We start from the raw sequence: 12482 nt of genomic DNA on the forward strand, positions 1-12482 counted from the left end.
TTTTATTTTATCTACCTCGATAGGAAGATTCCGCTATACTCGGGGCATCTTATGTCCGAGAAAGGTTGAAGTTTCATGAAAGACAAAACGTTTCGCGCCCTTTATCATATCCCTCCCTCTTTCGTCGAACATCCGCTTCAAAAGCGCGTCCTACAGGCAGTCGGTCGGAATCAAGAATCGATGGTCGAGGTCATCTTCCGCGTCGGTGGGTTCGGCACGTATGATGTGAGTACGATCACCTTTTTTGAGAGGGGCACTGTCCTTCGTCACATTGAGCGGTCCGACCGAGCGATCACCGAGCCCTTTGAATTCGAATACTATGAGGGCGAGGAAGCGAAACAGATGCGTGTCGCGTTTCATCTGCTTGGAACAAATTGGTGGCCACCCGTTTTCGAAGAACTCGAAGGGGTTCGCACGCTAGACGGTACGCAGTGGAGCCTCAGCGTATACACGAACGGGACACTCATTCACGAACATCATGGCAGTAACGCCTACCCGTCCGAATGGGAGCAAGTGACTCGCCTGTTCGGTATTGCTTGAAGAACGACAAAGGGAGCATCCGCAATGGATGCTCCCTTTCGTCAGAGCGCTTGAATCATCTCGACCCGATTGCCGAACGGGTCCCGAAACTCGAACCGGTCGAACCCCGGAATCGGAATACCTTCGGAGTAGGTGATTTCGTTCTCTCGAAGCGCTTCCTTCCAATAATCTAAATCCGTCACCGCATATGCGATATGCGCTTTCGTCTTCTGTCGTTCCACATCGTCCTCTGCCCCGACATGAACGGAACGGTCGCCGACCTGAAGCCAAAATCCACCTCGTCCCTTCAATGAATCCGGCTTCTCGATTTCACGTAGACCGAGAAAATCGCAGTAAAATGCCTTCGCCTCTTGCTCCGCTCCAGTTGGAATCGTGATCTGGACGTGATGAATCCCTGTGATCATGCCTCATTTCCCCTTCCGATAGGTCAGTCCGATATACTGCATCTTCTCGTTGAACAAACGTGGGTACGCCAGATAGCCGACGAGCGTCGCCGAGATCGAGGCAGTCGTCAAAATCAAGAACAGGATCAAGAGTTGATACAAGACCGCTTCCATCGGGTCGGCTCCTCCGATGATGAGTCCGCTCATCATTCCCGGTAGCTGGACGAGTCCCATCGTCTTTTGGGCCTCGACGGTCGGGATCATACTCGTCCGAATCGCATTCTTCAAGCTGCGGTCGATGGCCACTTTCGGCGTTCCGCCGAGCGAGAGAATGAGTTCGATGACATCGTCACTCCGCTCGACCTCGTCTTTGAACTTATTCAAGAACAGGAGTGACAACACCATGCTGTTCCCGATGACCATCCCGCTGATCGGAATGACTTTTTCCGGCTCAAATGGGATGATACCAAGCCCGAGCATGAGTCCCATCGTCAGCGCTTCGATCGTCACGAGCGTCAAGACGATGATCCACATGATACCCGGAATGCCGTCCCCTTTCCGTCGGATGTTTTGTGTCGCGGCGACAATCATGAGTAGGATCATCAACAGCATGAAAATCGGACTGTCGCTCTCAAAGACGAACGTCAGGATATAGCCGATGATCAGCAGTTGAATGATGGAGCGGACGGTCGCAATGATAATATCACGCTCGAGTCCAAGTCGTAGGACGAGTGTCAAGGCGAGCGGGATGACGACGAAGATGAGCGCCGTCGCGAGTTCAATATATGACATCAATCTTCCCCCCTGACGAATCGTTGGATGACGGGATTGTCCGACTCATCGATGAACGATGCGTCCCCAAATGCAAGTAGTTCCCCGTCCTTCAAGAACCACATGTCGTCACTTACCCGCCGTGCCTGGTCGAGATCATGGGTGATCCAAATGACGGTCACGCCGTACGATTGTTGCAGTTTTCGAATGAGTCGCTCGATCTCTTTCACCGTTCGGTAATCTAGGCTCGCCGTGATCTCATCGAGCAAGAGCACGTCCGGTTTATTGACGAGCGTTCGTGCGATGGCGACCCGGCTTCGTTCCCCACCCGACAGTGATTTGATGGGTTGGTCGAGGAGCGCCTCATTCAAGTCGACGCGATGGAGCAATTCGGCAGCCCGATCGCGGTCAAGTGTCTCGTCGAAGATGGCTTTCGGGAGATTCAAGTTGTCGTACACCGTCCCTTGAATCATCGGCGCGCTTTGGAACGCCATCCCGATTTTCTTTCGAAGTTCGAGGATGTCCATCTCCGCGATGTCTTCCCCTTTAAAAAGAATCGTGCCCGTGTCTGGTGACAGCAATCCGTTGATATGCTTCAGACACGTCGTCTTGCCGGCGCCGCTCGGTCCGACGAACGTTGTGATTCGTCCTTCCCGGAACGTCCCGGACACATGGTGCAGGATGTCTTGATGACTCACATCTTTGAATTCAATGATTGACATGCTTCTCTCGCCTCCTGGTTCTAGTGTACATAAAGTCAGGAATCGACTGCATCCAATATGTATGGGGAAAGTTTATACACGATATTTATTGATAAAAATTACATCCCCATTAAATAAAGCATCGCAAGTTGTCCTACAGCAATAACTATCGGAACCATCGAGAGTATGGATAACCATCGCTTCTTCATCACAACACTGATTCCCAACAACAATAGTCCGAAAATCAAGACACCGAAGATGGTAAACATCGTCACATAATTCACTCCCTCTACTCAATTTGATAGTATGTATCTTCTGTTTTTCGACTTCATACCCTTTTTAAATCACTAGATAATAAAAGCGCTCGACCGTTTCCACACGAAACAGTCGGGCGCTTTGTTAATTATACTCCCGTTCGATGACAAAGCTCGTCTTGTCTCCGCGGAAGTAGGAGCGTGAGTATTCAATCGCTCGTCCCGACTCATCCTCTGTCACCGTCTCGATATGAAAGCACGGTGACCCGAGTGGACAGTCGAGGAGCGCACTCACCTTCTCATCAGCTAAGGCAATCTCCAATGCCTCCGTCGTCTTCGCGACATGAACGTCATGGACCTCCGCTAGTGTCCGGAAGAGTGAGTGCTCCGCCTGTTCTTTCGTGATCCCCGGTGCGATCTGCCACGGGATGAACGAGACCTCATACTGCGTCGGTTCCCCGTCCGCATGACGGATTCGCTCAATCTTTTGGATCGGGGCGTTGTCTTCCGCTTCAAACACCGATGCGATTTGACCAGACGCCGAGATGACCGAGATGTCGATCAAGGCGACTTGCCCACGTTTCCCTTGGACGGCGAGCTGCGCCGCATAGTTGTTCGGCGTGTACGACAACGTCTGTTGTACTTTCTTCCCGGCGACGAACGTCCCGCGTCCTTGTTGACGGACTAGATAGCCTTCCATCGTCAACTGGTTAAGTGCGCCCCGTACCGTCGTCCGGCTCACATCGAACTCCTCGCAAAGCGCGTATTCGGTCGGAAATTTTTCCCCTTCTTTATAGTGCCCACTTTTGATGCGGGACAGCAGTTCATCCTTGATTGCGGTTTGGAGCGTCGATTGCGACATGTCTCCATCTCCTTTACGTTGGGTTGGTTCCTTTATTGTGATACAGCAAGCATACAAATGCAAATACAAAAACTTATTTGTATTATTTGTATTTTTTATATTGCTGAAAGTTGTATCATTTGTTATATTTGTTACGACAAAAAGAAATCGCTTTCAAAAGGAGGAGTTGGCACCATGGCAGTCAAGGTTGTCATCATCGGCGGTGGGTCCAGTTACACCCCGGAAATCATCGAAGGATTGATTGATCGACAGGCAACGTTCCCCGTTCGGGAGATCGTGCTCGTCGATATCGAAGAAGGGAGGGAGAAATTAGAGATCGTCGGTCGTCTCGCCAAGCGGATGATTGAAAAGGCAAACGCCGAGATCACACTCAGTTGGACGCTCGACCGAAGAGCCGCACTCGTCGGCGCAGATTTTGTATCCACACAGATTCGGGTCGGTGGACTCAAGGCACGTGCGCTCGATGAACGCATCCCGCTCAAGCATGGCTTCATCGGGCAAGAGACGAACGGCGCAGGCGGATTATTCAAAGCGTTCCGTACCATCCCCGTCTTGATCGACTTGGCAAACGAAGTCGCCGAGATTTGTCCGGACGCCTGGCTCGTCAACTTCACCAATCCGGCGGGCATCGTCACCGAGGCCGTACTCAAGCACTCATCTCATAAGAAGGTCATCGGTGTCTGCAACATCCCGTTCAACATGCGAAACTCGGTCGCTGAGATCCTCGAGACGCCTGTCGAACGAGTCGCGATTGAATTTATCGGATTGAACCATTTCGTCTTCGGTCGTCACGTATGGGTCGACGGTGTGGACCGGACAAGTGACGTCCTCGCCTCGCTCAACGCAGGCAACGACTACTCGCCGGCGAACATTGTCGGGCTCGGTTGGAGCGAATCGTTCCTATCGTCACTCGGCATGTTACCGAACCCGTATCATCAGTATTACTTCCAGACGAAAGATGTATTGAAGAAAGACCTCGAGGCGTACGAACAAAACGGCACCCGTGCCGAAGTCGTACAACAAGTCGAGGCCCAGTTGTTCGAGAAGTACAAAGACGTCGATCTCGCCGTCAAACCGGAAGAGCTTGAAAAACGTGGAGGCGCCTACTATTCAGACGCCGCCTGCAACTTGATGGACTCGATTCACAACGACCGCGGTGACATCCAGACGGTCAACACGCTCAATAACGGCACGATTCGGGATTTACCAGACGACGCGGTCATCGAAGTGAACGCCGTCATCACGAAGTCGGGGCCTCGCCCCATCTCCATCGGCGCGTTGCCGCTGCCGATCCGTGGGCTCATCACGAACTTAAAAACGTTTGAACAGCTCGCCATCCAAGCGGCTGTATCTGGCACGTACGAGGACGCCTATCTTGCCTGCCTCATGAACCCGCTCATCCAGGACGAGAAACGGATCGACCCGCTTCTCAAAGAGCTGTTCACAGCGCACGAGGCGTACCTACCCCAATTTAAAAAGGAGGTTTACTCATGAACAAGTTTATTGAAATCGCGGGACGTATCGGGTCCCAAAGGCACTTAGTCGCCATCCGTGACGGATTCGTTTCCGTCATGCCACTCATCATCGTCGGGTCGCTCGCGGTCCTTATCAACAACTTCCCAGCCGTCAACATCGGTGGTCTCTCACTCGACTTCGTCGGATCAATGAACAGTATGTTTGGCGAAGGCAACTGGCAAGGACTCGGTGGTAGTATTTGGAACGCGTCCTTCGCGATACTCGGGCTCCTGATCGCCTTCTCCATCGGGTATAACTTGGCCCGTTCATACGGGATTGACGGGCTCGCGGCGGGGATTTTGTCGCTCGCTTCGTATATCATGCTCGTACCGGTCACTGCTGACTGGGGTCTCAACTTCGCATGGCTCGGCGCACAAGGACTCTTCGTCGCTATCATCGTATCGATTGTCGTCACAGAAATGTTCCGCTACCTCATCAATACGAAACTGACGATCAAGATGCCAGAAGGTGTACCGGGTGGGGTCACCCGTTCATTCCAAGCGCTCATCCCATCGATGATCATCTTGACGGTCGTCGCAGGATTCCAGCTCTTCATGACGCTCGTCGTCGAACTCAGTGTATTTGAAGTCATCTTCAAAGCGATTCAAGAACCGCTCCAAGGATTTGGTGACTCACTCCCTGCTGCCTTACTGATTGCCTTCTTGAACCACATCCTTTGGTTCTTCGGACTTCACGGGACGAACATCATCGGCTCGGTCATCGAACCGGTCTATCTCCCGCTCATCGAGCAAAACTTGGCTGCCTTTCAAGCCGGAACGTCAGCGTTTGATGTACCGTACACGGTCACAAAACCGTTCTTGGATGCGTTCGTCTTCATGGGTGGATCGGGTACGACGTTCGCGCTCTTACTCGCGATCTTCATCGTCGTCCGCAAACAACGGAATCACCCGTATCACCAAGTCGCAAAACTGTCGACACCAGCCAGTCTCTTTAATATCAACGAACCGGTCATCTTCGGTCTTCCGATTGTATTGAACCCGATCATGCTCGTACCGTTCATCTTAGTGCCGGTCACGCTCACCATCGTCTCTTATGTCGCGCTCTCGACAGGCATGGTTCCGAAGACAGTCGCCATCGTCCCTTGGACAACGCCACCGATCATTAGCGGCTATTTGGTCACAGGCGGTAGCGTCCGCGGCGTCTTGCTCCAAATCGTCAACTTGTCGATTGCCACAGCGATGTACATTCCATTCGTCATGGCAGGAGCGAAGGCGATGACAGCCGAAATCAATAAAAATAAAGCTGCTACTGAGGAAGGAGAAAAGATTTCGTGAAAACCGAAACCATCCAAGAACTCTCGTTTATGATTATCTTACATGCCGGAAATGCACGCTCCTCTGCATTCGAGGCCATCGCTGCCGCGAAACGCGGTGAAGCGGACGAAGCGGCGGCAAAGTTGAAAGAAGCCGATGCGGCCTTCTTGGACGCGCACAAGCTTCAGACGGAGCTGTTACAACAAGAGGCACGGGGGACGACGAGCGACATGAGCGTCCTCCTCGTCCACGCACAAGACCACCTCATGACGGCGATGACCGTGAAAGAGCTCGCCGTCGAAATGATTGACATGATCACCCGTTTGAATCGATTGGAGGAAACGACATGAACATCTTACTCGTCTGCTCGGCAGGAATGTCGACATCAATCTTAGTGGAAAAAATGCGGAAAGAAGCTGCCGCACGCGGACTCGACGCATCCATTGACGCGATCCCCGAGTCGCGCTTGAAAGAACAGTCGAACGTCGACGTCATTTTGATCGGACCTCAAGTCCGTTACCTCGAAGGCAAAATCAAGTCGTCCGTCGACGTACCGGTCGCGGTCATCGATAACATGGCGTACGGGATGATGAAAGGTGACCTGGTCCTCGACCAGGCACTCGGTCTCGTCAATGCCTAAAACGTTCGTCCTCGTCAACGCTGATGATTTCGGATTGACGACAGGTGTGAACGCCGGCACCTTGGAGAGTCATCTGAATGGAATCGTCAATTCGGCGACGATGATCATGAACGGGTATGCCGTCGAGGAAGCGGTCAGACTCGCGAAACAACATTCGTCGCTCCGTGTCGGGGTCCATCTCGTCTTATCTTGGGGCAAACCGCTCGCCGACACGAGCGCCCCTCTCACGAAAGAAGACGGCACGTTCCGCTACACAAGCCGTTTCTTGACTGAAGACTCACCTGACCCGGAGCTCGTCTATCTCGAGTGGAAAGCCCAAATCGAGGCGTTCCTTGCGACCGGACTTCTGCTCGACCATCTCGACAGCCACCATCACATTCACGGTTGGCCGGTTCTGCACGACATCATCATTCGTCTCGCTGAAGAATATGACACGACGTTTCGGGCCTTAACGACGCTCGGGTCACGCCGAGACTTGTGGGTGACCGAACGGTTCAGTGATCAGTTCTATGCGGACGGTGTCTCCCATGCGACGCTCGACGCCATCGAACCAGGTGGATCCATCGAAGTGATGGTCCATCCGGCCGACCTCGATGATTGTCTTCCGAGCGTCACGTCTTACCTCGAGCCACGCCTCCTCGAAAAACAGGTGTTGGTCGACTATGAACGCCCCGATTGGTGGGCATGACAAAAGCGGGTTCCCTTTCACGGGGACCCGCTTTTTCATAGGTCGAATGCTTGTTGAATCTGTGCCGCCGTCTCTTCCGGACTTAAGTTCGTGTTATCGATCCGAAGATAGTGCTCGACGTCTAATTCTCCCGGACGTGAGTTCAATCGATACATCGTCGCCGTCTGCTTCAGTTCTGCCTCGGACCAGGCGATGTCACGCTTCGACGGTTTATGGGCAAGACGGTTCTCCGTCGTATTGCGCGCGAGGCGCTCTTCCATCTCGGCCTCGAGCTCGACGTAATAGATGTCCGCCCCGTGTGACTCGAACAAATCCGTCACTTTCTTCACGTAATCCCAGTCCTCCTGCATGTCAAACGCCCAGACGAACGTGAAAATCATGCCGGGTAGATTACTCTTGGCGACCGATTCGAACAGTTCTTGACGAAAGTGTTGGACGAGTCGCTTCCCTTCCGGCGTCCCGTAATTGAAGAACGGTCCGACGAGGTCGATCGTCATATGGTTATGGAATAATTTCAGTCCGGTTTTGTCGGCGAGCGCCTGCCCGACCGTCATCTTGCCGACGGCTTGCGGACCAAATAAGATGATGAATTTCATTGGATTTCCCCCTACATCTTTTGAAGATTTTATCATGTGACTTAAAATGTGTGACCCCTCCAAAATATTTGTTTACCTCTTTCCAAATGAAGGAATAAGCATAGCATCGAACTTTATGGAAAGAAGGTGCCCCTGTGACTTGTCCCCACTGCGGAAAGAAGACACGATCGAAAACGGTCTGTCCGACGTGTGGCCGCCGCTCACGTCGCACGATTTGGTTATTTGCCACCCCATTCGCTATCGCACTCATTGCCTTTGTCACCTTCATTGGAAACGCCTATTTCACGGACATGCTACGTTCGACCGACTCGCTCGCCGATCAGGTCAACTTGCCGATTGGGGAAGATACGGTCTCCGCTGACGAAGCGACACCGGTCGACTTCGCCGCACTACAAGATAGCCTCTTCACCGTCAGTTACGGGACGGGATTTTTGGTGAGTTCACGCGATGTCGTCACAGCGGCCTCGAATGTGGCTGGATTGACGAATATCATCATGTACCATGAAGGGCAGGCCGTCTCCGGTACCGTCGTCGGTCGGACGAAGCTCATCGCTGTCATTCGAATCGAAGAGACGGAGAACACACCGTACACCCTCACGCAAGCGATTGCAGCAGAGGATGAGACGTTGATCACATTGACGATGCAAGAACGAATCAACGGAACGGTCACATTCGCCGAGAACGGCTATAGCCGAAACTTTGAATTACCTCGTCATGCGTATGGCAGTCCACTCCTTTCAGCATCCGGGCGAGTCGTCGCCATCCATTTGCGAGGAATCGCCTTGCCGACCGCACTATTTGAGCAAGACATCCGGACGTTCATCGCAAAAGATGCACCGGCACCGCCACCTATCGAACTCGCACCGGTCGAACCGATCAAACCAGATTTGACAGAAGAACCGGTCGTCGTTCCGGAAGCACCCCCTATTCCCGAGGCGCAACCTGAAATCCCACCGGCCACTGAACCGGAGGCGCCGGTCGAGGAAGAAGTCGAAGAGGAAGTTGTGGAAGAGCCCGAACCGACGACACCGGAAGTGACGCCGGAAGAGCCTGCGGAACCGCCAAGTGAACCAGAGGAACCGACGGACCCACCGGAAACGGAAGAGCCGATTGAAGACGATCCCCCGGTGACGGAGCCGGAGGAACCGACCGAACCGGAAGAGCCAACGAAGCCAGAAGAACCGACGACGCTCGAAGCAGACGGGGATGAGGACTCCATCGTCGAAGAAGACATCGTCGAAGAAGATTCAGAAGAACCGATTGAAGAGGAAAACGACACGAGCACCCCATCTGATTGATGGAGTGCTCGTTATTCGTCACGTGTGAAGCGTCGTTGGAGATTGCCGAGCACCGCTCCTAATGCCAGAAGCAGAATCGACAGCGCCCAGAACGGGAGCGCATCTTGCAACAACCAGACGACGAGGGCACTGAAGCCGACGACGGCTCCGAGCCATAGAAAGTTCCGTTGTCCCATGTCATTCACCTCGTCCTCATCATAACACAACGATTCGATATGCCGTTGTTTGTGGCGGCAAGGAGCGTGTCAATCGTTCATCATGCTCGACTCGAACCTGTTGTCCGACGAGAAGCGGTGTCTCGTCCAAAAGAGGTCTCGCTACATGAAACACGATGCCATCAAACGGTTCCGCTTCCCGCGTCGGCGTGACGCGGATTTTTTCCTCCATCACCTCTGCGACATATCCAGTGAACGTCGCCATGCCTTCCCCCTCCTTTCCAGTCCTACCTTTCCATTTCCCGTTTTTACAAGATTTTACGAACGGGAAAGCCCATATCGGACATAGCCCGCCTTTAGGCATGGGATGAGAGTGAGTTCGGATGTGAAAACATCCGACGTTCGGGTATACTTATCCCATAGACAAGAACAAGTCTCTAAAACGCCTGTGTCCATCGCCCCTTGAAAATCGTATACGGTTCGGTCATGAAAACATATGACCGGTAAAACGATGCCTGTCGTCATGCAAAAGACGCTAAAACATCAGATGGACACACCTGCAACGACCTGTGGTGGATGGTAACAGTCCACCAGCCTGAGAATCTATATGATCTGTCTCAGGAGGGGTGATGGCACACCCTCATCTGGAGGTTTGAGCAAAACAGAAATGGACTGCGCTCGCACAAGCACTTCAGAATCCCACGGTTTTAATCGTGGGAGTGTCAAAAAAGATGCTACTCGCCTTTTGCAAGAACAAGTATAATAGAGCGACACCAGTACTTGTGAGGAGGACACCGTATGACACAAACGATCGATTTACACACCCCAGAGTTCCAGCGCACGTTCCTTGAGATGATGCTCCTCGCAGAATTAACAGAAGCTTATAACGCTGAAGCCATCAATGACATGGCAACACGTGGCGAGACCGCGTTCCCGGATGACCCATTCTTCCCGGCGATGCGCGCTTATCCATACATTCGAGAAGGTGACACTGATTCGGCCAAACCGTGGCTCGACAAAGCGAGCGCGCTCGGCGATCACTACATTCTTCATATGTTGAAAGGGTTCGTCAGTGAAGACACCGGGTTCACGTTCGAAGCGGAACAACACTTTCTCCGTGGCGTCGAACGCTATCCGGACGTCCCGATCATGCACCGCGCCCTTGCCGTCCACTACTTCGACCGCAAGTTCCATGGCGAGGCCGGTCTTCATATCATGAACTATGTCCGTCTAGCCGGATTCGGCCCGGACACCGTCCCAATGTTGCTCGAATTTTTCCAAGTGTATGACGACATTCCGCTCGATATGGTCAATGAACTGATGAAGACTTCGAGCGGTTACTTAACATTAAATCCGCATGACCCGCATGCCCATTCCTTATACGCGTCTATGTGTAGCCATCGTTTCGCTGCACTGACGGCCGAGTTGAAGGACGATGACCCGCTTACCGACGAGATGATTTGGATGCTCCTAGAAGTCGAGAATCACGGGATGTGGAGTGCGACTTATGACCGCAGTGAAGAGCGGATGTTCCGTCACATGTTCGCGGAATACGTCGACAACGTCATTCTTCCGAACACGTCGCAGCTCTATGTGTGGCGCCTTCGGTTGCGTTACTGGACACGTCGCCTGACACACCGCTTCACGGGTGGTTACTCTGTACCGACGTCATGAAAAAACATCACGCCAGCGTGATATGCTCCCCAATAGGTAGACAGATGAAATAAAAAATCTGTTTATCTATTGGGGAGTGTTTTTTTATGGCGAGAAGTCGGCATACGATCGAACAAAAATTGAGTGCGCTGCGCATGATGGAAGAAGAAACATATACTTGGAAGGAAATCATGGGGGCTCATGGGGGCTCTAGGCACACCCTCCAGGTGTGGAAAGTGAAATTCGATACCGGTGGGATCGATGCGTTGAAGGAATCGAAGGCATGGAAATCTTACACCAAGGAACTGAAAATCGCGGCCGTCCGCGACTATCTCGATGGGTTCACTAGAATGGAGGTACTCTCCAAGTATCAGATCAGTAATTGGTCTGTTCTTCGTAAATGGATTAAGAAGTATACTAGTCATAGCGAGTTAACAGATTCGAGAAAAGGAATGGATTGAGCTATGACAAAAGGAAGAAAAACTACATTCGAAGAGCGCCTTGAGATCGTGAAATATTGTTTGGAGAATGGACGCAACTACCAGCAGACCGCGGAACAATTTCAGGTGTCCTATGCCCAGGTCTATGGCTGGATCAAAAAGTATGACACGGGCGGGGCAGAGGCGCTCGTGGACCGCCGTGGGCGTACGAAGCCAGAGGACGAACTAAGCGAAGAAGAGAAGCTTAAGCGCCGTATCCAGCAAATGGAGCTTGAGAACGAACTTCTTCGTGCAGACATCTTGTTCCTAAAAAAGTTAGAGGAGATCGAGAGGATGTCGTGATCAGCCAGGTACGGCTACAGCAACGATATATCGCCATCAAAGAATTAAACGAAGAGAAAGCCCTTTCGATCGTGCTCCTCTGTCGAGTCGCCGACATCTCACGGGCGGCCTATTACAAATGGTTGAATCGTACCATACCGGTGCATCAAGAAGAGAACGAGAAGCTTCTGGAGGACATTCGTCTACTCTATGACCAGGCGAACGGCACATACGGGTACCGTCGGATCACGATGACCATCAATCGGCTGCGCCGGCAACAGAGCCTGTCCCCGTTCGAGGAGGGGCGTTCATGCAACAAATTGTGCATGTCAGGCTTCCGTTTTTGCAACTCATACATAAACATACACCAATTGTGACTTTTTCTAACATA

General features: G+C 52.4%; 16 protein-coding genes and 1 pseudogene. 9 read left to right on the forward strand and 8 right to left on the reverse strand.

The window, feature by feature from the left end:
- The first annotated feature begins 75 nt into the window (after positions 1–75).
- A complete protein-coding gene (locus KNO71_RS04280; protein ID WP_214683594.1) occupies positions 76–540 on the forward strand; it encodes a hypothetical protein in 465 nt (154 codons plus the stop codon).
- A 41-nt stretch (positions 541–581) separates the two neighbouring features.
- On the opposite strand, the gene KNO71_RS04285 is transcribed toward KNO71_RS04280, so the two are convergent.
- The 5 genes from KNO71_RS04285 to KNO71_RS04305 all read right to left on the reverse strand — a co-directional run bounded on the left by KNO71_RS04285 (position 582) and on the right by KNO71_RS04305 (position 3511).
- Positions 582–944: a VOC family protein gene (locus KNO71_RS04285; RefSeq protein WP_214683592.1), complete on the reverse strand. Its 363-nt coding sequence runs from the start codon at positions 942–944 to the stop codon at positions 582–584.
- Positions 945–947: 3 nt separating this feature from the next.
- Complete coding sequence (locus tag KNO71_RS04290) at positions 948–1715, reverse strand: ABC transporter permease (protein ID WP_074035973.1); 768 nt, start codon at positions 1713–1715, stop codon at positions 948–950.
- Positions 1715–2416: an ABC transporter ATP-binding protein gene (locus KNO71_RS04295; RefSeq protein ID WP_214683589.1), complete on the reverse strand. Its 702-nt coding sequence runs from the start codon at positions 2414–2416 to the stop codon at positions 1715–1717. Before KNO71_RS04295 ends, KNO71_RS04290 begins: the two co-directional genes overlap by 1 nt.
- 98 nt (positions 2417–2514) lie before the next feature.
- Positions 2515–2670, reverse strand: a complete 156-nt coding sequence (locus KNO71_RS04300) for a hypothetical protein (protein ID WP_214687420.1) — start codon at positions 2668–2670, stop codon at positions 2515–2517.
- A 124-nt stretch (positions 2671–2794) separates the two neighbouring features.
- Positions 2795–3511 carry a GntR family transcriptional regulator gene (locus KNO71_RS04305; protein WP_078147525.1) on the reverse strand — a complete coding sequence of 239 codons (717 nt, stop codon included), beginning with the start codon at positions 3509–3511 and terminating at the stop codon, positions 2795–2797.
- A 174-nt stretch (positions 3512–3685) separates the two neighbouring features.
- Between KNO71_RS04305 and KNO71_RS04310 the strand changes: the two genes are divergently transcribed.
- From KNO71_RS04310 to KNO71_RS04330, 5 genes are read left to right on the forward strand one after another with little or no spacing between them, the layout of a single operon-like run.
- Positions 3686–5005: a 6-phospho-beta-glucosidase gene (locus tag KNO71_RS04310; RefSeq protein WP_214687422.1), complete on the forward strand. Its 1320-nt coding sequence runs from the start codon at positions 3686–3688 to the stop codon at positions 5003–5005.
- A complete protein-coding gene (locus tag KNO71_RS04315) occupies positions 5002–6321 on the forward strand; it encodes a PTS sugar transporter subunit IIC (RefSeq protein WP_214687424.1) in 1320 nt (439 codons plus the stop codon). Before KNO71_RS04310 ends, KNO71_RS04315 begins: the two co-directional genes overlap by 4 nt.
- Positions 6318–6650, forward strand: coding sequence for a PTS lactose/cellobiose transporter subunit IIA (locus KNO71_RS04320; RefSeq protein ID WP_270811584.1), 333 nt, complete (start codon positions 6318–6320; stop codon positions 6648–6650). Before KNO71_RS04315 ends, KNO71_RS04320 begins: the two co-directional genes overlap by 4 nt.
- Positions 6647–6940, forward strand: coding sequence for a PTS sugar transporter subunit IIB (locus tag KNO71_RS04325; protein ID WP_012727190.1), 294 nt, complete (start codon positions 6647–6649; stop codon positions 6938–6940). The genes KNO71_RS04320 and KNO71_RS04325 overlap by 4 nt, the downstream gene beginning before the upstream one ends.
- Entirely contained in the window at positions 6897–7628 is a 732-nt protein-coding gene (locus KNO71_RS04330) for a carbohydrate deacetylase (RefSeq protein ID WP_353047642.1), read from the forward strand. The genes KNO71_RS04325 and KNO71_RS04330 overlap by 44 nt, the downstream gene beginning before the upstream one ends.
- 35 nt (positions 7629–7663) lie before the next feature.
- Here the strand turns inward: KNO71_RS04330 and KNO71_RS04335 are convergent, their stop codons facing one another.
- Entirely contained in the window at positions 7664–8224 is a 561-nt protein-coding gene (locus KNO71_RS04335; RefSeq protein WP_214683583.1) for an AAA family ATPase, read from the reverse strand.
- Between the two features lie 134 nt (positions 8225–8358).
- Between KNO71_RS04335 and KNO71_RS04340 the strand changes: the two genes are divergently transcribed.
- Positions 8359–9522 (forward strand): hypothetical protein, encoded by a 1164-nt coding sequence (locus KNO71_RS04340; RefSeq protein WP_214687425.1) that lies wholly within the window; start codon positions 8359–8361, stop codon positions 9520–9522.
- Positions 9523–9533: 11 nt separating this feature from the next.
- Here the strand turns inward: KNO71_RS04340 and KNO71_RS04345 are convergent, their stop codons facing one another.
- Positions 9534–9698, reverse strand: a complete 165-nt coding sequence (locus KNO71_RS04345) for a hypothetical protein (protein ID WP_214683581.1) — start codon at positions 9696–9698, stop codon at positions 9534–9536.
- A gap of 19 nt (positions 9699–9717) precedes the next feature.
- Entirely contained in the window at positions 9718–9942 is a 225-nt protein-coding gene (locus tag KNO71_RS04350; protein WP_078147532.1) for a hypothetical protein, read from the reverse strand.
- Positions 9943–10475: 533 nt separating this feature from the next.
- Here KNO71_RS04350 and KNO71_RS04355 point away from each other — a divergent pair.
- Together KNO71_RS04355 and KNO71_RS04360 are read left to right on the forward strand one after the other, a co-directional pair.
- Entirely contained in the window at positions 10476–11351 is an 876-nt protein-coding gene (locus KNO71_RS04355) for a hypothetical protein (RefSeq protein WP_078147533.1), read from the forward strand.
- 86 nt (positions 11352–11437) lie between these two features.
- Positions 11438–12399: pseudogene (locus KNO71_RS04360) on the forward strand (helix-turn-helix domain-containing protein); the annotation flags it as partial.
- Positions 12400–12482 lie beyond the last annotated feature (83 nt).

This window comes from Exiguobacterium sp. s163 (assembly GCF_018617135.1).
Lineage (GTDB): Bacteria > Bacillota > Bacilli > Exiguobacteriales > Exiguobacteriaceae > Exiguobacterium > Exiguobacterium profundum.

What these genes read in the sequence shown, in the direction of transcription:
- KNO71_RS04280 (WP_214683594.1), top strand. Translation starts at nt 76, where the DNA reads ATGAAAGACAAAACGTTTCGCGCCCTTTATCATATCCCTCCCTCTTTC.
- KNO71_RS04285 (WP_214683592.1), bottom strand. Translation starts at nt 944, where the DNA reads ATGATCACAGGGATTCATCACGTCCAGATCACGATTCCAACTGGAGCG.
- KNO71_RS04290 (WP_074035973.1), bottom strand. Translation starts at nt 1,715, where the DNA reads ATGTCATATATTGAACTCGCGACGGCGCTCATCTTCGTCGTCATCCCG.
- KNO71_RS04295 (WP_214683589.1), bottom strand. Translation starts at nt 2,416, where the DNA reads ATGTCAATCATTGAATTCAAAGATGTGAGTCATCAAGACATCCTGCAC.
- KNO71_RS04305 (WP_078147525.1), bottom strand. Translation starts at nt 3,511, where the DNA reads ATGTCGCAATCGACGCTCCAAACCGCAATCAAGGATGAACTGCTGTCC.
- KNO71_RS04310 (WP_214687422.1), top strand. Translation starts at nt 3,686, where the DNA reads ATGGCAGTCAAGGTTGTCATCATCGGCGGTGGGTCCAGTTACACCCCG.
- KNO71_RS04315 (WP_214687424.1), top strand. Translation starts at nt 5,002, where the DNA reads ATGAACAAGTTTATTGAAATCGCGGGACGTATCGGGTCCCAAAGGCAC.
- KNO71_RS04325 (WP_012727190.1), top strand. Translation starts at nt 6,647, where the DNA reads ATGAACATCTTACTCGTCTGCTCGGCAGGAATGTCGACATCAATCTTA.
- KNO71_RS04335 (WP_214683583.1), bottom strand. Translation starts at nt 8,224, where the DNA reads ATGAAATTCATCATCTTATTTGGTCCGCAAGCCGTCGGCAAGATGACG.
- KNO71_RS04345 (WP_214683581.1), bottom strand. Translation starts at nt 9,698, where the DNA reads ATGGGACAACGGAACTTTCTATGGCTCGGAGCCGTCGTCGGCTTCAGT.
- KNO71_RS04350 (WP_078147532.1), bottom strand. Translation starts at nt 9,942, where the DNA reads ATGGCGACGTTCACTGGATATGTCGCAGAGGTGATGGAGGAAAAAATC.
- KNO71_RS04355 (WP_078147533.1), top strand. Translation starts at nt 10,476, where the DNA reads ATGACACAAACGATCGATTTACACACCCCAGAGTTCCAGCGCACGTTC.